This is a genomic window from Rhodococcus sp. DN22, from assembly GCF_036669995.1.
Taxonomy (GTDB): domain Bacteria; phylum Actinomycetota; class Actinomycetes; order Mycobacteriales; family Mycobacteriaceae; genus Rhodococcus_F; species Rhodococcus_F erythropolis.
In genome coordinates this window covers 6,364,471-6,383,895 of sequence record NZ_CP133326.1, presented here as the reverse complement: position 1 = coordinate 6,383,895, position 19,425 = coordinate 6,364,471, and the positions used below count along the sequence as shown (strand labels likewise).

Sequence of the window (19,425 nt, the reverse complement as noted above, 5' to 3'; positions counted from 1 at the left end):
CAGTCAGCCCTGCAGTTCGCGAACAGAGCGGGCTGCCGCGACCAGGGCCAGACCTAGAGCCTCAGCTTCGTTCATGTCGTCGATTGTTTCAGGGTCGGCGCCGAACTTATGGATTCGCACGGCTCCTCTTTCGGATCCCGTGTTGAACGACAGGTCAGCTTCGACGAAGGTGGGGACGGTCGAGTCGAGCGCCCAGACCGGGTTTCCGGCGGCATTGAGCCTGTCACATTCAGGCAGCTTGAGCAGGGCGTTCATGTTCGTGGGGGCTTCGTTGTCCATGAGGCGTCTCCGAAGGAAGTTGGTGCGGTTGACAGGGTACGATTGCTTCTCGTAAGCCCCTAGTCAGCTAGCACCCAGTGCCGAGTCGCTAGGGGCAACTGCTTTATTGGGGCAGGTCTCCCGCTCCATCTTCCCTGGAAATGGCTGATTTCGGCTCCGCACAAGAAGAAAGTATCGCGATAGTGCTACCGCGGTATTGAAGCTCCCGGAGCGCCAGGAAGAGTCAGTTGGCTATGGGCCGTCGTTCACTGGTGGTCTTGAGCGCCGCGAGTTTCTCGATCTCGGGCTTCGACGGTCTCTTCAATTTCCCATCGATGATCAACTTGGCCCGAGCCGCCTTGATTTGAGCATCAGTGACACGTGAAGCGCTCGATGGTGTCGAGTCCGTCATGACAGATCCTCCGATTCGCTGTAGGCGGAACCCGCACCTGCTGGGAAGGCAGAGTGCGGGTTCTGTGGTTGGCCGTTGTCGCGCCGGCCCTGAAATAGCTGACAGATGTGCAGTCCCTCAAGAGCCGTTCTGCACCAACACCTGACAAGAGCCAGATTAGCGTCACTGTCGTGGCGGTCAGTAGGTGGACGAACACTCATTTGGCGATGGACGACCGCTGACGTCAGTCAGAGTCCTCGTCAAATTCTGCCCACGCCTGGACAGTGGAGGGACATAGTAAGCCGGTTGTTCCGGGTTCAGCCAGAACCGCAATGTCCTGCAATGCGGAAACGGTCCGACCCGGGAATTCGAGGACCCACTGACCTACTCCAACGATGGCAGCCGACGTAGTCGAAACCACATGGCCTACAACGTGGAACGGTGCAGGATCGAAATCCCGTTGGAAGATCGCCTCGACGAGGTGACCATGCCGAACTGTGGTGGCCCGACTCGATGACACGGACCGCGGGCACATCTCCGTGGCTCGCTCGGCCCGTGAGATGGAGAGGACCGATTTGAGCGGTTCACGCCTTGAACTGACCAACTGCGATCCCAGGTAGAACGCATCCACGATGTCGGAATACATGATGCGTCCAGTCACCGCAAACACCCCGAACGGTTCGACGCTGAGGACGACTCGTACCAAGTCGCCACTCGCAAGTTCCTGTAACAGGAGACGCATCGCAGAGACGGGCCTGCGGTTCGGAGCTGTGAGCAAGCTGGTGACGTAGTCGATATCGACGAAAGCGGGCTCAGTTGGTGGCCACGCCGCGAGCGCTCGGATTGGCGTATGTGAGGCCGCACGGAGGTCGGCTGGAGCGAGTTCCACTGGTCACACGGTACACCGTTGAGACCATTTGGCTCTGGCCTGCTCGGCTCTGTTCATCTGGACTCGATCAATGGTCGAGACACGGGCAACACCCGTTTCGGGTGCTGCCCGCGTTTTCGGTGCTCGTGTACGCGAAGCCCGCCATCGTCACGGATGGAGCCTGGAGACTGCGGCAGAGCACTGTGGTTTCCACTGGACATATCTAGCCAGGGTGGAACGAGGCCAACGCAGCATTCGGCTTGAGAACATCGTTCGCGTAGCGGAGGGTCTTGGTGTCGACCCAGGCGATCTGATAGCAGGAATCACGACCGACTGCGCCTGAGGCTTGGTCCGGCCGTGCTCTTCAATGGCCTCCGCCGCTCAACGTGACAATCGCGGGGTCTGTTTTCCGGATGATTGATTTCTCGGATATTGCATCATGCGGCAAAACGGTCCGCTGCATCGCCCGATTTTCTATTTCGCTGAGCGATGTCGGAGTGCTCGGGCATAGTGCGCGGGGAATCCATCCAATTCGGACCACAGATCAGAGGACACAATATGCCCACAACATCAGATGATCGGCTTGAACTCCTCGCGAAGCGCTGCGACGCCGACCTCGGTGATCCTGACCTGTGGTTCCGCCCCGACGGTTATCCGCAGAGTCTTGCTCTGTGCATTATCGACTCGATCTCATCCACCGGCGCTCACTACAACTCCGTCAAGAACATTCTGCGGCATTACATCGACTACCGAATTGCGCAGGGCGGCGATGCCGATACAGACAATGCCGGCACTCTGTTGGGTACCTTCGACGAACTCGGCGGCCCGCAGGAGTGGGCGGCGATGACGAACAATCGCAAACCGACCTCGACCGCCAAAGGCGCTCCACTCAAGGCTGCGGCCATTCACGAAGCTGCCGGGCGGCTGCGTCAACTGGGCATCGACAGCACCGACGACCTCCGCGCAGCCGACGCGGACGAACTCGAGAGCGCGAAGAAGGCCTGGGCCACAGTGCCTGGCCAGCGTTCCGGGATCACCTGGAACTACTTCTTGATGCTCGCCGGCATTCCCGGGGTGAAAGCCGATCGCATGGTCATCCGCTACGTCGCGAACGCGATCGGCACAACCCCAGAAGATGTGAGTGCAGCCGAAGCCGCGATGCTCGTGAAAACAGTCGCCGAAAAATCCGGCCACAACGTCACCCACCTCGATCATGCGATCTGGCGATTCGAATCCGGCCGACCCGTGAACCAACAGAGCTGAGTTCCTCAGTTCCGACCGGAGATTCTCGGAATCTTCTCAGTACGTCAGACTCAGCGAAAACCGAACTTCCGGAAACCTTCGGATGAATCATTGCTACTCAGGATTAAAGGTTTTCGATAGGCTTGTTCAGTTCACCGGGTTGTCGATTTCACGAGCAAGAACGATGAGTTTCGTGCCCTGGTAGTACCAAACGTCACCGCCGGGGAGGTAATCTCGGCGCTCACCTATGGCCTGTTCGATAATGTGCTTCGCCAAGCTTGTCGGAGCCCAGGTTCGGAGCGGGTCATCTCCGCCGCGCCATTGAAGCGGCTCGGCACGGTTACGCACCCAAGAAGCTTCCCCACGTCCAGGTTTCGCCGCTATCCACATCTCGACTTTTTCCACGACATCGGCAGCGAGGTTCGCACGCAGATTCAACTCCAGTACGGCCTCCTCCGGAATGACGTCATTGTCGTAAAGCAGGTAGGTCGAGCGGTCAGCGCGCTTCTTATTGGCAATCTTCGTAACCACTGCGTCTGCGCTCGCTGCAATTCCAGGGGTGAGAACCCGGGTGGCCGGATCATCCGTTGGGTAGAGCCGACGGAACACTACACACGGTTGCTGGCTCGGACCAGGCAACACGAACACGTTGACGGTGTGCATTTCGATGCTCAGATTCGGAGTCAGCTCGGTCAGCCACGTCACCGTTGTGTATGTCTGCGCGGAAAAGTCCTCGGCGAGCAACACGATTTTTGGGACCGTGAGCACGTCGTCATCCCACTCACCGCCCACGTGTTCTTCCAGTTCCGAGAGAGCCTCGCCTTCGGAGGTTGTCTTGGTTCCGGCAGCGATCCTGTTGAGGTACTCGGCATGTGCGGTGGCGAGTGTTTTCTTGTCGAACCCCGCCACCAGCGCTGCGTAGGTAATTGCCTGCAGGTGGATCCGAGAATCCTTGCCACGCTTGAGTTCGACGACAACGAGCTGACCGGAACGGTCTAAGCCGAGAACGTCGAGGCGTTCCTTCGCTAGATCACCGAACTCTGACGACCACTTGTCGTACTGGGTGGAAACGATTTTCACGTCGTCCCCCAGGACCTGCGGATTGTCGACTACCCACTGCTCGAGGTGCTTCGTTTCGAGGAATCCGAGAGTTTCCAGCCGTCCCTGCGACATCGGAGCGGAGGCCGCACCGTCGACTGTGAACATGTGCATGTCGGTACCCATGATCCGAAGTCTGCCCTGTATCGGGGTCTGGGATGCTTCTGGGTGTACAGATCGCGGCACAAACGAGAAGCTGATAACGAACTTTCGGCCGAGATATGTTGATGCTAATTGTGTCTCGTTCAGGATCGTTCAGGCGTGAAATTACCTAGCACACGAACGTATCTGCAGGCTGACCCACAGTACGTCTCACTCATCAAACTCTGCACCTGGTCGATTCCACAACAGGTGCAACGCCTCGAGATCTTCGTCAGCGATCTCGAGCACCCCATTGATGGCAAAAACAGTGATGTCCCACGGACGTAGCCCGTCATGTCGAGGCGTAAGAAGTATCGCTACCGTCCAAATTCCCTCTCGACCGTCGTGGGGTATCGCTTGAGTCCATTCGTGGTGACGCAGCATCACCCACCGGCGGAACGCTTCCCGATGATTTTCGCTCAGTTGGTTACACACTCCGAAGCCGAGTTGAAGATCTCCCTCTCCGAACACATACCGCCGCAGATCGAATCGCGTCGTTCCTCGTGCAACAGTCGATGCACGGCGCAGCAGGTCGATCATGCGTCTGCCGACTCCCGCTCGCTCGATCACCAATTGCCGATCGAGCAGATGTAGGAGCGTCAATCGATCTTCCTCAGGACGATCCCACGGCGATGCAGCCAGGTCCTCCAGCATCTGCCGGAACATCGCTGCGCCCTGCTCATCAATGCTGGTAGCCGGTTCCATAGGCAGCATCGGATACGAAAAACGCTGTTCTCCACGACCAAGATGAACTGGGGGCGACCCTGAGTCAACTGTGACACGCGCGTCCTCGGTGGCCAGCTGGTAGTAGTGCCCAGGGTGGTCACCAGGAGCAACTGCATCATCCTTGATGCGGTGCAGGTACGCACCCACAGCCGTAACCGATCGTAGGTGGTCGAACAGGAACTCCCATTCGCGGCGCAAGAGTACGACTATCGGTAGAGCTGGGGTGCTCACGACAGGCGCGATGTCGTCAGGAGGGTTGTCGTGGTCGACAATCACCACGCCTACCCAGTCCAGAGAACTTCCATCGACGATAATCGAACGTCCGCGGACATTGTTCATCGCTACAGGGGCCACTGTGAGCGACCGTACCGAGCCCGCGGCTTGGCGTGCACCCTTGCCTGCGTTCTTGGCGATCCACGCACGTTCGCGTTCGGGGTTAGAACCAGCGTTGTCGCGGGCTTTCACTTGGATCGCCAAGGCCCGGGTTCCGAAAACGACAGTGCCATCGCCTAGTTCACGCGTTCCCAACCCTTTCTCAACGGTCAGTGGGGTCAAGACGAAGTCGGGTAGACCCCAGTGCGCGGCTGCTCCCAACGTCGCGTTCTCCGCTGCAATACCGCGTCGTAGATCCGGATCGAGCGCAATGGGTTGGGGCACGGTTCTCCCGAACACGCCCTGTTCGGTGTTGACCAGCATGATCATCTCGTCGCCGTCGCGATACACGGCGAGACCAAGGTCAGATTCGCGTAATGCCGTCGAGAGTTCAGGTACTTCGCTAGCATCGAGCAACGCCCAAGTCGAAGCGTCATCCTCTGTACTCGGCAACACGCGCTCGCCCCGATATTCGGTTGATCTCAGTCCGAAGGAGCGCTCAAACGATCGAACAACCTCCGCCGTTACCGCCAGGAGTTGATGGCATCGCAGATCGAAGGTGTCGTCCGGATCAATCGGCCAGGGCTCTGCATTGAAGGCAATGTCCAGAGCCACCTGCGGGCTGCCACGTAAACGGCGTGTGGGTTCGGCCGGCTCGAGCCGGAACTGTGCGACGGTGTACGTGTCGACAACACGTCCTGCGGGTTCGACGATCAGTTCAGCGACGACCTGTGGCGGGTCGACCAGCACCACGGGAGATGCCGAGTGCGCCCATACCGTGACCACGTCGGAGTGCATGTCCCGCCGAGTGACCTCAGCGAGAAGTCGCATGGTTCGCCGGACCAAGTTCACCGCCCTGGTCGCCTCCGGAGTATCTGCGAAGGGCTGGAAAGCCTTGAGCAGCTGAATGTGATCCCGGCGAAGTCCATCCATCGTTCCGCGTTCGTAGTGCGCCAGGAAGTCATCGAGATTGCTACACAACGGGAATCGTGCCGATTCGTCAGGAGTGGTCAGTGCCCCCGACACAGTCTTCTCCGCGATCGAAACGGCGACATCCAAACAAGAATGCAGCGAGTAAATGAAGTCCCTCGCAGCTTCTTGCAGTTCTTGGGCTTCCGGTGGCCAATCCAGCGTGACAGCGATACTCCCGAAACCATCGGAATCGGCTCCAATCCATGTATCGAATCCCGTCCCACCCAGCTGGTTCCAGGAGGCCTGGATCCGTTTCCGGAAGGCAGCGGCGTTGTCGTGATGTGCCCACGCCGAAGCAAAGTCCTGTGATCGTGAGTCGTCATCAGTGGCCATCCAGATATCTGTACACCCACCCTCCGACAGCCCCGTCGAAAACCCTGAAGCGCATAGCAATTCGACATAGCTTTCCGACACGAGTTCTCGACACATCCGGACAGCTCTGACCTGCCCAAAATTTAATCACCGACAGGTTGTCGGAAACCGATCTTGCTCTCAACACGTCAACGCATCACTGCTGGTGACATGATGCGTGATCGTGGAGGCATGGATGGGCAACAGGGCGCTCGGGTTCACTGTGGAACAGGAGAACACGATCTGGGAGATGTGGCGTCGCGGTGATTCGCTGAGTGCGACCGGGCGGGTCCTCGGGGAGAGTGTCCCTCAGATCGGCCGGTTCCTGCGTAAATCCGGCGGTATCCGGCCGCTCCCACGTCGTCGGCGAGCATCTCATCTCACGGCCGGGGAGCGTGAAGAGATTTCCCGTGGGATCGCCGCCGGTGACAGTGCTCGGACGATCGCCGACAAACTCGGAAGATCCCCATCCACGATCGCTCGGGAGATCGCCCGCAACGGCGGCCGCGAACACTATCGGGCGACCCCGGCGGATGCCGCAGCGTATGTCCGCGCGCGCCGCCCTCAAATCTCGACTCTCTCTACCAGGCATTTTCTGCGGGAGGTTGTCACAGGGAAGCTGAGTGAGCAGTGGTCACCGCAGCAGATCTCCGCCTGGCTCCGGCGCGAGTATCCGTCCGATCCGCAGATGTGGGTTTCGCACGAGACGATTTACCGTTGCCTGTATATACCGTCGCGGCAAGTATTCGACGACACAAAATTTCACGAACTGCGTACCGATCGGCGGATCCGCCGGCCTCGTGGGAAGAAACGCTCCCACGGGCGCGGGCAGATACGGAACAGGGTCCCCATCGATCACCGCAGCCCAGCAGCGGATGCTCGTAGCGAGCCCGGACATCTGGAAGGTGATCTCGTGTTCGGCACCCGCCCGTCGGCGGTCGCGACGCTGGTGGATCGGCAATCACGCGCCGTGCATGTGGTCGCACTGCCGGACGGGTACCGGGCCGAGACGGTTGCGGACGCCTTGATCGCCTATCTGGGCCGGTTGCCTGCGCATCTGCGTCGGTCGTTGACGTGGGATCGGGGACAGGAAATGGCCGCGCACGAGCGCATCACCGCAGCACTCGACCTGCCCGTCTACTTTTGCGCCCCGCATCATCCGTGGCAACGAGGGACGAACGAAAATACGAACGGGCTCCTGCGCCAGTACCTGCGCAAGAACGCTGACCTGCGCACTTTCAGCCAGGAGGACCTGAATTCGATCGCGGCGAGACTCAACGATCGGCCTCGTCGGGTGCTCGACTGGGACAGTCCACGCCAACGAGAAGACCAGGTGCTCGGTTCCTCCGCAGTTGGATAGCAAAGCTGGCCATAACGGCGGTTGGCATGATGATGGTCATGGCTGCCACCGGACTCCCCGAACTCGATGTCGCCCGGATCGTGAAGTACTGCGCCAGTAGAGTTCCCGATCGTCTGCGTCATGAGATTCGGGTCGAATGCGACATCGCGCCGCGCCATGTCACGATCTGCGAATGCCGGCCGCCGTGGCGTGAGGACTTCGGACCGGAGTGGACGCGATTCCCGATCGCCCGCCTGTCTTACACGAAGAAAACCGGGCTGTGGACTCTGTATTGGCGGGACCGGAACCTCAAATTTCACCGTTACCAGTTCTTGGCGCCGAGCCCTCACGTTCAGGATTTGCTCGATCACATCGAAAACGGTGGCGATCCGATCTTCTGGGGCTGATCCGTTATCGTCGGTGATGCGTTGACCTATTGAGACCAAGATCGATAATCGACAGCCATCGCTGATTCGAGTGCCTTCGTAATCGATCATCCCCAACGGGGCAAAGCGCAATCGCTGGGACAGTAGAATGCGGCCGGCACTGGTTGAAGCACTGTTTGCACAGTGAATTTTCATCTCGACCGCCCCGGCCAGGGCGCGAGAACGGACCTCGCGAAGTAGCACATCACAGCCGCGCCGCTCACGTCCCCCGACTGCGGCGTAGGCCCTGCCTCTCAACCACTGCTTTTCTGTCTGGTTGGATCCGAAGATGAAACGAATCTTGTTTGCGCTCGTCATCCCAATCGCGCTGCTCGTGCCCTCTTGCAGCGCCAACGAACCAGCCGTCGCGGCGATATCGACTACGACGACGGTCGTCAACGAACCAGCTCAGACTGTCACGGTAAACGCGACAGATTTGGCAAACGCGATCAAGGCCAAAGTTCCTGAAGTCGTATCTGTCATTACCTACACCGAGTCGAACGACCCAAACAATCTGATCGGCCGACCCAACGGGTACACGAGCGCGGCGCTACTGCAAGATTCCCGGGCGCAGTCGACCGACCTGAGTAACGACTCTGGTGTGGTCATTGAGGTCTTCGCGACGCCGGAAGCGGCGCAGAAACGGTCCGACTACATTCAGGCGATCCTGACTGCATCGCCGATATTGGGCAGCGAGTGGAACCACGTCAGCGGAGCCTCGCTGATGCGGGTGAGCGGAAAGCTGCCGCCGAGCGCGAACGACGAGTACACGGCGGCTTGGAACAACGGCCGACCCTGAACGACGAAAGCACCCCGCTCGATCCGCGACGATCCGAATAGACAATCGAAGCCCTCAACCTGACCGGTTGGGGGCTTCGTCACATCCGATTCGTCCATCGATCCGTCTGTGGCATCGCGCCAAACACACGGCGGTGTCAGCCATGCGACGAACGGTATCGGTTGGATGCGGGAGAGACGAGAGGTTTTCCCAGGTACAACTGGATGTGTCGACCTTTCAACTGTCAGCGAATTCGGTCAGTTCCAGAAGTTGTCTTCGCCGCGGTCCGCGAGATCACCATGCACGATCGGGTATTGGGGGTTCTCGCGAGCAGCGAGGTCGAAGGCATCGGTCGCGGTCATGTCGTCGAGGGCCATGTGTATGAGTCGCCATGCCAGAGCATTCGCTGCGGGGCGGTCTGAGTCGTCAAGCCAGCCGAGTTGCAGGGACTCTTTGTCGTCGGTCCATAGGACACCCAGATTCGGGATGCGCTGCCAACGACCGGAGCCTTCAGGTCTGCCACCGAAACGCCGGCCGACTGTCACGTCCTTCAAGGGATAGTCGGTCAAGAACTTGTTGCTCCCCGGCCGCCGCTTCGCCGAGGTGTCGGGCACGGTCGCTGCTCTGGCTGAACGCTCTACGCCCTGGCGTCCGATCACTTCATGTTCGGTCCGGGCCTCGATGCCCAGCTCCGACGTCAGCAGGTCGCGCAAGATCGTCGCACTAGCCATGAGCAGCTCAACGCCTTCCGTCGGGCAGTCCTTCCAGTAAAGGTCAATAGCAACGGAATACCCGTCGTACTCGGATGCGTGGCGGTCGATGGTGTAAACAATCGTGCGGTCGTCAGCCATCCGATTGACGACGGACTGTACTGCATCCAGGTCGATCCCGTCGGGAAGGTAAACGCGAGTATCAGTCATGTCGTGGAATCCCGTCGAGTGCTTCGCCGTACCCGCGACTGCTTACCTCGTGCCCTTGCTGCCTCACGAGCAACAGCTGCACGTTCGTGGATCAGCTCCCTCTCGAGCTCGGCCAGCGACGCGAACACTCCGGCGACCATTCGGCCAGCGGGAGTCGAGGTGTCGATGCCCTCCCGAAGCGCTCGGACGTAGATGCCGCGCTTACGCAATGCGTCGAGGGTGTTGATCGTGTCGACGAGAGAACGCCCCCAGCCGATCGAGAGCAGGCACGACGAGAGTGTCACCTTCGCGGACGTAATCGAGAGCAGCTGCGAGACCTGGGCGATCCGATCGGGTGCCGGACATGACGTCGTCGAAGATGCGGTCCACACCGACAGCGTTGAGTGCGTCGTGTTGTCCGTCGAGGGCCTGGTGTCCAGTGCTGACGCGGGCGTATCCGACGAGGTGTCCGGTGCGGGATGCTGCACTCATACCCGAAACGTCTCATAAGCCGGCGAATTGAACAACGATGAGACGCTGGTTTTGGTACGTACTTTTGGGAGGCTCCGAGCTGGGGAAACGCCCGATCTCACGCGCTGAGGAGCGAGTGTCTCAATTCCAAGGAAATGAGACGGACCTGTGGCGTGGTTCAGCCGAGCGGTCGAACCAGTTCCCGTCGACTTCGGGCGCGGCGGCCAGGCTGCCTTGTCCTAGTGCTGTCCGCCTTGGCATTCCGTGGTTGGGCTCGCCGCTGCTCCACTTCCGGCGGCCTCGACGAAGAAAGTGGCAGCAGAGACGGATACAGCAAGTCTGTCCACAGCCAGATCAAGTTGAGCAGGCGACTGACTCCGTGCACTGTCCCCAATTTTGAGTTACGTAGTTCCGCTGCTGCGGTGATGATCGTCGAGAGTGAAGCCAGTGAGCCTTTTGCACTGGGATGATCCGGGTTCTGTGTTACGAACCATATCGGCTACACCAGGCCTTCAGGGAACCTGAAACTACGGCCAGATCAGTCGAAGACGTTCCAGGACCTACTCAACCAGCGAGGAACCCCGTACCCAACCGGACAGACAAAGGCCGAGAGCTAAAGTCAACCCATGTCTCGGCTCACTCTTCCCCAGCTCGAACGTCATCTTTTCTCCGCCGCAGACGTACTTCGCGGCTCCATGGAGGCGTCCGCCTACAAGGAGTACATATTCGGGATGTTGTTCCTGAAGTACGCATCGGACCAGTTCGAGGCCGAGCGTGAAAAGGTCATTGCCGACCAGCTCGCCAAAGGACGAGACCAGTCCGAAGCTGAGAAGCGGGCAGAGAACTCCGCCTTTTACGACACCTTCTACGTTCCAGAACGTGCCCGCTGGCCATACCTACGCGACCATGCGCACAAGCAAGTCGGCGACGAGCTGAACAAGGCCTTGCAGGCACTCGAAGAACGCAACTCAGCCCTCGACGGCGTGCTGCAGCACATCGACTTCAACCGCAAAGTTGGCCAGTCGTCGATGTCGGACAAGAAACTGCGTGAGCTGATCATGCACTTCAACAAAGAGCCGCTGCGTCAAGACCGCTTCGAGTTCCCCGATCTTCTTGGGGCGGCATACGAATATCTGATCGGCGACTTCGCCGACTCCGCAGGTAAGAAGGGGGGCGAGTTCTACACGCCCCGTTCCGTCGTAAGGCTCATGGTGCAGATCGCCGACCCGCGCGAGGGTATGAGTGTCTACGACCCCTGCACAGGGTCGGGCGGCATGCTCATCTTGTCCAAGGACTACGTCGAAGAAAACGGCGGCAACAGCCGCAACCTCGCCCTCGCCGGCCAAGAGAAAGACGGCAGCGTCTGGGCAATCTCCAAGATGAATATGCTGCTCCACGGCATCCCGGACGCTGACCTTCGAAATAACGACGACGGCACGCTCGAAGACCCGGCTCATGTCCAAGGCGGCGAGTTGATGCGCTTCGATCGCGTCATCACGAACCCGCCGTTCTCGCTGAACTACAGCAAAGATGCCATCCCGTTCCCCGAACGCTTTCGCTACGGCTACACGCCGGAGACCAGCAAGAAGGCCGACCTCATGTTCGTCCAGCACATGCTGGCCGTCACCCGCACGGACGGCATGGTCGCGACTGTCATGCCGCATGGCGTCCTCTTCCGCGGCGGTGATGAGGGCCGTATCCGCTCCGGTCTGCTCGACGACGACATCATAGAAGCCGTCATTGGACTCGGCCCACAACTGTTCTATGGCACCGGAATTCCTGCTTGCATCCTGATCTTGAGGCACAAGGGCGCAAAGTCCGCTGAGCGCGAGGGCAAGGTGTTGTTTATCAACGCAGACCGCGAGTACCGCGAAGGTCGCGCCCAGAACTTCATTGAGCCCGAACACATAGAAAAGATTGTGTCTGCCTACCGCGAATTCGGCGACATCCCGGCATTCGCCAAGGTCGTCAGCCGCCAGGAACTCGCCGGCAACGACGATAACCTGAACATCCGCCGTTACGTCGACACAACACCGCCACCGGAACCTCAGGATGTGCGTGCGCATCTGCACGGAGGCATCCCGAAGTCTGAGGCGGTGACGAAGTCGAAGCTGTTCACCACTCACGGACTGAATGTTGAAGACCTTCTGGTCGAGCGTGACGTCGACTACCTGCAATTCGCCGAGAGCGTCACCACCAAACGGCAGCTTAAGGAACTGATCGAAACCAACGCCGGTGTCGTTGAGGCTGAAGTCGCCATTACGCAGGTAATCGAAAGCTGGTGGAGGGCAGAGCAAAATCGATTCACACAGCTAGCGACCACAGCTGATCTGATCAACCTACGCAAGCAACTGGTCGCCACGTTCCAGATGGCGCTGGCGCCGATCGGCATGCTCGACCGCTTCGTGGTCAGCGGCATCATCGCCAGCTGGTGGGGCGAGAATCAACCCGACATCAAGACTCTCGCCACCATCAGTTTCAAGGGCTTGATCGATGCGTGGGTCAGCTCTGTGCTCGATGCCTTGGGCGAGGAGAAGTCCAAGGTTGATCCGCTCGGCCACAAAGTCGCTCGGACATTACTGCCCGAGTACCTCGACGGACTGGCAGCCCGCGACGCGGAAACAGCCGAACTCGACGCGGCTATTAAGGCGGCGACCGCACAGCCCGAGGTCGAAGATGCTGACGACGTCGGAGAACAACTGACACCCAGCGAACTAAAGAAGTTGAAGGCACGGCTCACCGCGGCGAGGAAACAACTCAAAGTAGACAAAGCTGCTTTCGCCGTGAAGCTGACCGCTGCGAGTGAATCACTTAACGACGCCACCGCGCAGACGCTCGTGCTAGACCTATTCCGCACCGGCCTCCTCACTGTCGCTGACCAGCGCGTCACCCGGCATCGTCGAGCTGTTGTCGAAGCCTTCGAAGTCTGGTGGGACAAATACCAGGTGACACTCGCCAGTCTCGAACGCGAGCGTGACGCGGCAGCTGAGAAGCTTGCGGGATTCCTGAAGGAGCTCGGGTATGAGTAGTCTGCCAACGGTCGCAATATCGGATATTGCTGATGTGAACCCAACTACATCGATCTCGCATCTGGTCGTCGCATCCTTCGTCGGAATGGAAGATGTATCGGAAAGCTTTGCACTGACCCGTACATCCGATAGAGACGTATCGGCGAGTCGTGGATACACGCGATTCCGTGAGGGTGATCTGCTATTTGCGAAGATAACTCCGTGTATGGAGAACGGCAAAGGCGCTCATGCCAGCGGCCTCACTAATGGAATCGGCTTTGGCAGCACAGAGTTTCATGTATTGCGAGCGCGAAGTGGTGAACCTCGTTTTCTCGCGCAGTGGCTGCAAGCGAAGGATTTACGCCTAGCTGCGGAAGCGCAGATGACGGGATCTGCCGGACAACGGCGCGTTCCTACTGATTTCTTCTCGCGATATCGCATACCTTCGCTACCGATTCCCGAGCAGTGTCGTATCGCGGAGATCCTGGACACCCTGGACGATCAGATCCGAACCACCGAGAAGGTCATTGCCAAGCTAAAGATCATTAAACAGGGTGCTCTAGATGACTTCATGACACGAGGTGTGTCGGATGACGGGGTTATTCGACCTCGAACTGACCAGGCGCCGCTCTTGTATTCCGCTGATAGATCTGGGGTGCGACCGAAGGCATGGACACGCGGGCTTCTCGACAACTTCGCAACCAGGGGGAGCGGGCATACTCCGAACAAGAATGTTCCGTCATTCTGGAATGGAGGAATAAAATGGGTGTCATTAGCGGACTCTTCAAAGCTTGACCAACTTTATATAACTAACACAGATAAAGAGATTAGCGGTGAAGGAATTGCCAACTCGTCGGCGGTTATACACCCAGCTGGTACCGTAATTTTGAGTCGGGATGCAGGAGTTGGAAAGAGTTCAATTCTCGCCGAGGATATGGCTGTCAGTCAGCATTTTATGGCATGGAGAGTGGGCCCTAAACTCTCCAACTTCTACCTGTATTACTGGCTTCAGTATATGAAGCGAGAGTTCGAAGCAATAGCGATGGGTAGCACAATCAAGACGATCCGCTATGTGTCAAGTCAAGTGAGACAGTGACGTTCAGTTGATCTGCGATTCCGAGACCGGTTCGTTGATGAAGAATACGGTCGGCATCTCGGGCGGACTTGGCCGGCGCGAAAACCGGGCAGGGTTCGCGACGTAAGCCTCGTTCAGAGTGATCTGCCGGGCCTCGTCGACCGCGTCAGCGGTCCCGAAGTGCACCGACGCCGGCGTATGCCAGGCAATTCCCGAATGACGGTGAATATGGTTGTACTCGTTGAAGAATCCTTCCAAGAACACTCGTGCATCATCCAGTGATGCAAACGAAGTCGGGAAATCATGCAGGTATTTCAGAGTCTTGAATTGCGACTCGGAGTACGGGTTGTCGTTCGATACTCGCGGTCGTGAATGCGACCGGGTGATGCCGAGGTTGGTGAGCAGTTCCGACACCAATCCTGAGGTCATCGAAGTGCCGCGGTCCGCGTGGACGGTGTGCGGGGTGATGCCGTTGCGCTCGATTGCTTCCGCAATGAATTCAGCTGCCAATTCAGCACTTTCGTGTGCAGCCACGATCCACGACGGGTTGTAGCGAGAGTAGATGTCGATCAGTACGTACAGGTGAAACCACACGCCCTTGGTGGGCCCGCGAAGTTTGGTGATGTCCCAGGTCCAGACCTGTGAAGGTCCGTCGGCGAGGAGTTCGGGGATCGCCTTCGGTGGATGTGTCGCTGTTCGTCGGCGTTCACGGTTTTGTCCGGCCGCGGCGGCGATCCGATACATGCTCGACAGTGAACACCAGTAGTTTCCCTCGTCGAGTTCCCGCGCCCAGATCTGACATATGGCCAGGTCAGCGTTCTTGTCGCTGTTGATGACGGTCAAAACTTTCGCTCGCTCGGATGCGGTGAGCGCTTGGCCGTTGTCCGGGATGGGTCTTGGTTTCCGGGGACCTTGAACGGGTGGTTGCTGGTGACGGTAGTGGGTGGCGCGGGATCGCCCGATCAGGATGCAGGATCGCCTGGTGGGGATTTCGGCGGCTCGCAGGTCGGCGAATGTGCTGTTCAGTGCGTCTTCGGTAAGGGCGGTGTGTCCGTGCTCTCGGAGATGGATTCCAAGAGCACGTGAAGTTTTCCCATGATCTCGAGCGCGGCCTCCGTCTGCGTCAATTGCTTTGCCAGACGAGCGTTCTCGCGTGTCAGTCGGGCCATTTCCTTACGTGTCGCGGCGTCGGTGTCGGGATGGGCGACCGCTTTCGGTCGAGACTTCCCGGCCGCTGCGGTTCTGGCTTGGGCCCATTCTCGGAGTTGAGATTGGTACAAACCTTCGCGGCGCAGGACTGCAGATTTCTCTCCGTGTGGGGCGTTGTTGTATTCGTCGAGGATGCGGTTGCGGTATTCAGTGGTGAAGGTTCTGCGGGTCGGTTTCGGGGCAGGATCCGCCGGCGAATCTGACGGTGTTTCGGGGTTCGGGCTGCTCATCGGTGGTGCTCGTTTCATGCCCTCAGTGAGTGATCTCGGTTGCCTCCGAGTGTCTCACTAAATCCTGACAGAGAGGGATCGGGCTTCCTTACTTCCGCAAGCTTCAGATATCACTCCCATCAATGAGTGAGCAGGATCAAATTGCCAAGTTTCTGCTTCAGACAGACGCGACCATAGATGCTGCATCGAATGAGCTCGGGGGCCTTAGGAGTCTCAAAAAAGGGCTCATGTCCGACCTGCTAACTGGGCGCATTCGTGTGCCGCTGGAGACTGCATCGTGAGCCTCGGGCCCGAATACACCGAGTCTGAGAAGCCACTGCTGGATCAGTTGGTCGGCCTGGGCTGGTCGCACATCGAGGGCTCCAAGTCGGATCCGGCCACGACTGGTCGTGAAACGTTTCGGGGCTTCCTCGTCGAAAGTCGTTTACGCAAGATGCTGCACCAAATCAATCCCGGGCCCGACGGTCATCCTTGGCTCGACGACTCGCGCCTGTCAGAAGCGGTTTCAGCGCTGACCAGGACCGAGACCGGCAAGCTGGTCGAGATCAACGAACGCCTGACGGAGCGCCTCCTCGAAGGCGTTTCCGTCGCAGGGCTCCCGGGGTGGGATCAAGGCCGCAGCCAACGAATCAAGTTCATTGACTTCGACCACCCGGAACGCAACGACTTCCTGGCGGTTAACCAGTTCCGTATGGACGAGCCGGGCGGGCAGACGAAGAAGTTTGTCGTGCCTGATGTGGTGCTGTTCGTCAATGGCATTCCGCTGGTTGTGATCGAGTGCAAAAGCCCTTACGTCACCGATCCGATGGCCGCAGGGATCGATCAGTTGCGACGTTACGCCAATCAGCGCGATCTCGGTGCGCCCGAGGGCAGCGAACAGCTGTTCTGGACGAACCAATTCGTGGTCTCGACCTACGGCGACAAGGCCCGCCTCGGTACCTTCACCTCCGGTCCTGAGCACTTCCTGGAATGGAAGGATGCCGCGCCGCTAAGCCGAGATCAGTTGGCCGACCACTTGGGCAAACCTGCCGCCGAATTGACCGGGCAGGAACTCCTCGTTGCTGGGATGCTCACTCCCTCAAACCTTCTCGATCTAATACGTCACTACACACTTTTCCAAGAAGCTGGTGGCAGGCGCGTCAAGATTGTCGCGCGCTATCAGCAGTACCGCGCCGTCCTCAAAGCTGTCAACCGTCTGCGAACCGGCAAGACCCGCAAAATCGATGGTGAGCATGACCGTCGCGGCGGGTTGGTATGGCACACCCAGGGATCGGGCAAGTCCCTGACGATGGTGTTCCTAGTGCGCGCCATGCGCTCCGACCCTGTGCTGCGCGCGTTCAAGGTCGTGATCATCACTGACCGGACCGACTTGGAAAAGCAACTGGCGGCGACTGCCAAACTGTCGGGCGAGACCGTCCAACGCGCCCGGAAGTCGGCGAAGCTCCGCACGATGTTGGCCGAGCATGGCCCCGCGTTGGTGTTCGCGATGATTCATAAATACCGTGACACCGACACGCAGAGTGCGAAAGACCACGGCCTCGACGGTGATGAGGGAGTCGTTTCGTTCGGTGTGCTCAATACCGATGAGTCGATTCTCATCATGGTCGACGAGGCGCACCGTTCGCAGACTTCGACGCTCCACGCAAACCTAATGGCCGCGCTACCGAACGCCGCCAAGATCGGGTTCACCGGCACGCCGATTATGCGCGAAGGCAAAAAGCGTACTGAGTCAATCTTTGGCGAGTTCATCGACAAGTACACGATCCGGCAGGCTGAGGAAGACGGCGCTGTCGTGCCGATCTTCTACGAAGGTCGGACGGCTAAGGGCGCAGTCGCTGGTGGTAGCGATCTGGATGAGCTGTTCGAAGATATGTTCGCCGACCACACCGACGCTGAGATCGAGAAGCTGAAAACCCGTTATGCCACGGCTGGCTCGGTTCTCGAAGCTCCCAACCCGATTGCGGCCAAAGCGAAATCAATGTTGTGGCACTATGTTTCGACCGTGATGCCGAACGGTTTCAAAGCGCAAGTGACCGCCTCAAGCCGTCTGGCGACGATCCGTTACCAAGAAGCCCTGGCGACCGCCCGCGATGAGTTGGTGGCTCAGATCGAAGCGCTGCCCGCCCATCTGCGTGCCGACTCCAACGGTGATGCGGTCGACATCGACGGCCTGGACCGCAAGATGCAGATGCTAGTGCGTGCGGTTCCTCAGACCGAGTTGCTCAAGGCGTTGGAATTCATCCCCGTGATTTCGGGCAGCCACAACGACGACCCGACCTGGGCGCAGTGGACCGACAAGTCCGGCCAAGATACCGTGATCGAGGACTTCAAGAAGAAGCTTGGTCAACAGGGCGAAAAGACCAGTCCGGTGGCCTTCTTGATCGTACGCACCATGCTGCTGACCGGATTCGACGCTCCGGTTGAACAAGTGCTGTACCTGGACCGCTCCATCCAAGACGCCGAACTGTTGCAGGCGATTGCTCGCGTCAACCGAACCGCCACCGGCAAGAGTGCCGGGCTACTGGTCGACTACTACGGCGTCGGCGCACATCTGCAAAAGGCGCTAAAGGCCTACGCGCCGGAAGATGCCGAAGATGCGATCGGCGCGTTGGCTTCGATCAAGGCAGAGTTGCCCAAGTTACGAGATCGGCACGCACGAGTGGTTTCCGTCTTTGCCCAAGCCGGCATCGATACCTTCGACACTGCCCAGGATGTCGAGGCCTGTGTGCAAGTGCTGGCCGATGAAGCCCTCCGCGCCCGCTTCGGAGTACTCCTGAAGCAATTCCTCTTGACGATGGACACTGTCATGCCGCGCCCCGAGGCCCTTCCGTTCGTGCGGGACGCCAAACGCCTTGGCATTATTTCGCTGGCCGCCAAGCGCCGCTACCGCGACGACGGGCTCGGCGACTTCGATAGTTCCCTATATGGCGAGAAGGTCCGCAAACTTATTGATGAGCATGTGACCGCCCTCGACATCGCCATTAAGATTCCACCGGTGTCGATCACCGACCCCGATTTTCTCGCCAAGGTCCAAGGCCTGACCTCCGATAAGGCCAAGGCTTCCGAGATGGAACACGCGCTTCGCTACCACATTCGGAAGAACTTCGACGAAGACCCGGCTCGCTACACCAAGCTGTCCGAACGGCTCGACGACATCCTGAAGACACTGACGGACAAGTGGGAACAGCTGGCGTTGGCACTGACCGAACTACTCGGTGATGCGCAGAGTGATGACGGCGGAAGCGCAGTGCACGAGGATCCTCTGGTTGCCCGTTTCTACGGACTGTTGGAGGCCGAATTCGCTACCAGCTCAACGCTGTCCGAGGAAGTTCGCATTGACATCGTTCACCTGGCGCAGGAGATTGTGATCGAAGTCGAGAAGCAAGCCAGGATCGTGCGGTTCTGGCACAACCCGCACAAACAAGACTTCCTGCGTAGGCAGCTGATCCACACCCTCGATGATCGCGACCTGTTCCCCTTCGATGAGCAGGCTTCGCTGGCCGACAAATTGATGGAACTTGCCAAGGCGAACCAGTCCCTCATTTCTGCCAGGGCGCGGTGATGAACGTGAC

Annotated in this window: 17 protein-coding genes; 8 read left to right on the top strand and 9 right to left on the bottom strand. The window is 58.9% G+C overall.

Translation table 11 applies throughout. From position 1 onward, the window contains the following. Window positions 1-3 precede the first annotated feature (3 nt). Window positions 4-279 (bottom strand): hypothetical protein, encoded by a 276-nt coding sequence (locus RA302_RS29460; protein ID WP_030537628.1) that lies wholly within the window; start codon window positions 277-279, stop codon window positions 4-6. A 223-nt stretch (window positions 280-502) separates the two neighbouring features. Further along, window positions 503-670, bottom strand: coding sequence for a hypothetical protein (locus RA302_RS29455; protein ID WP_166502864.1), 168 nt, complete (start codon window positions 668-670; stop codon window positions 503-505). A gap of 938 nt (window positions 671-1,608) precedes the next feature. Between RA302_RS29455 and RA302_RS29450 the strand changes: the two genes are divergently transcribed. Next, the gene (locus RA302_RS29450; protein ID WP_080712806.1) at window positions 1,609-1,860 is read left to right on the top strand and encodes a helix-turn-helix transcriptional regulator; all 252 of its coding nucleotides are present in this window, start codon (window positions 1,609-1,611) and stop codon (window positions 1,858-1,860) included. Window positions 1,861-2,075: 215 nt separating this feature from the next. Then, window positions 2,076-2,780, top strand: a complete 705-nt coding sequence (locus RA302_RS29445) for a hypothetical protein (RefSeq protein WP_030537626.1) — start codon at window positions 2,076-2,078, stop codon at window positions 2,778-2,780. 126 nt (window positions 2,781-2,906) lie between these two features. On the opposite strand, the gene RA302_RS29440 is transcribed toward RA302_RS29445, so the two are convergent. Further along, on the bottom strand, window positions 2,907-3,983 hold the full coding sequence (locus RA302_RS29440; RefSeq protein WP_225320209.1) for a DNA-binding protein: 1,077 nt from the start codon (window positions 3,981-3,983) through the stop codon (window positions 2,907-2,909). 186 nt (window positions 3,984-4,169) lie between these two features. After that, window positions 4,170-6,401 carry a hypothetical protein gene (locus RA302_RS29435; RefSeq protein ID WP_030537624.1) on the bottom strand — a complete coding sequence of 744 codons (2,232 nt, stop codon included), beginning with the start codon at window positions 6,399-6,401 and terminating at the stop codon, window positions 4,170-4,172. A gap of 214 nt (window positions 6,402-6,615) precedes the next feature. Here RA302_RS29435 and RA302_RS29430 point away from each other — a divergent pair, with 214 nt between their 5' ends. The 3 genes from RA302_RS29430 (at window position 6,616) to RA302_RS29420 (ending at window position 8,982) form a co-directional block, all read left to right on the top strand. Beyond that, complete coding sequence (locus tag RA302_RS29430) at window positions 6,616-7,779, top strand: IS30 family transposase (protein ID WP_166502863.1); 1,164 nt, start codon at window positions 6,616-6,618, stop codon at window positions 7,777-7,779. A 38-nt stretch (window positions 7,780-7,817) separates the two neighbouring features. Further along, a complete protein-coding gene (locus RA302_RS29425; protein WP_125053472.1) occupies window positions 7,818-8,165 on the top strand; it encodes a DUF3024 domain-containing protein in 348 nt (115 codons plus the stop codon). A 307-nt stretch (window positions 8,166-8,472) separates the two neighbouring features. Continuing rightward, a complete protein-coding gene (locus tag RA302_RS29420; RefSeq protein ID WP_051720942.1) occupies window positions 8,473-8,982 on the top strand; it encodes a hypothetical protein in 510 nt (169 codons plus the stop codon). Window positions 8,983-9,218: 236 nt separating this feature from the next. On the opposite strand, the gene RA302_RS29415 is transcribed toward RA302_RS29420, so the two are convergent. The 3 genes from RA302_RS29415 to RA302_RS29405 are packed head-to-tail and all read right to left on the bottom strand — an operon-like array spanning window position 9,219 to window position 10,352. After that, window positions 9,219-9,881, bottom strand: coding sequence for a hypothetical protein (locus RA302_RS29415; protein WP_030537398.1), 663 nt, complete (start codon window positions 9,879-9,881; stop codon window positions 9,219-9,221). Further along, window positions 9,878-10,165, bottom strand: a complete 288-nt coding sequence (locus RA302_RS29410; protein WP_243617297.1) for a recombinase family protein — start codon at window positions 10,163-10,165, stop codon at window positions 9,878-9,880. Before RA302_RS29410 ends, RA302_RS29415 begins: the two co-directional genes overlap by 4 nt. Next, window positions 10,083-10,352 carry a recombinase family protein gene (locus RA302_RS29405; protein WP_051720940.1) on the bottom strand — a complete coding sequence of 90 codons (270 nt, stop codon included), beginning with the start codon at window positions 10,350-10,352 and terminating at the stop codon, window positions 10,083-10,085. Before RA302_RS29405 ends, RA302_RS29410 begins: the two co-directional genes overlap by 83 nt. A gap of 605 nt (window positions 10,353-10,957) precedes the next feature. Here RA302_RS29405 and RA302_RS29400 point away from each other — a divergent pair. After that, the gene (locus RA302_RS29400; protein ID WP_030537397.1) at window positions 10,958-13,360 is read left to right on the top strand and encodes a class I SAM-dependent DNA methyltransferase; all 2,403 of its coding nucleotides are present in this window, start codon (window positions 10,958-10,960) and stop codon (window positions 13,358-13,360) included. Continuing rightward, window positions 13,353-14,435 carry a restriction endonuclease subunit S gene (locus RA302_RS29395; protein ID WP_080712794.1) on the top strand — a complete coding sequence of 361 codons (1,083 nt, stop codon included), beginning with the start codon at window positions 13,353-13,355 and terminating at the stop codon, window positions 14,433-14,435. Before RA302_RS29400 ends, RA302_RS29395 begins: the two co-directional genes overlap by 8 nt. A 3-nt stretch (window positions 14,436-14,438) precedes the next feature. Here RA302_RS29395 and RA302_RS29390 read toward each other — a convergent pair whose 3' ends face one another. Both RA302_RS29390 and RA302_RS29385 read right to left on the bottom strand, forming a co-directional pair. Continuing rightward, window positions 14,439-15,257, bottom strand: coding sequence for a DDE-type integrase/transposase/recombinase (locus tag RA302_RS29390; protein ID WP_080712793.1), 819 nt, complete (start codon window positions 15,255-15,257; stop codon window positions 14,439-14,441). Between the two features lie 179 nt (window positions 15,258-15,436). Next, complete coding sequence (locus RA302_RS29385) at window positions 15,437-15,853, bottom strand: transposase (protein WP_030537394.1); 417 nt, start codon at window positions 15,851-15,853, stop codon at window positions 15,437-15,439. 277 nt (window positions 15,854-16,130) lie between these two features. Here RA302_RS29385 and RA302_RS29380 point away from each other — a divergent pair, with 277 nt between their 5' ends. Beyond that, window positions 16,131-19,415: an HsdR family type I site-specific deoxyribonuclease gene (locus tag RA302_RS29380; protein ID WP_030537393.1), complete on the top strand. Its 3,285-nt coding sequence runs from the start codon at window positions 16,131-16,133 to the stop codon at window positions 19,413-19,415. Window positions 19,416-19,425: the final 10 nt, after the last annotated feature.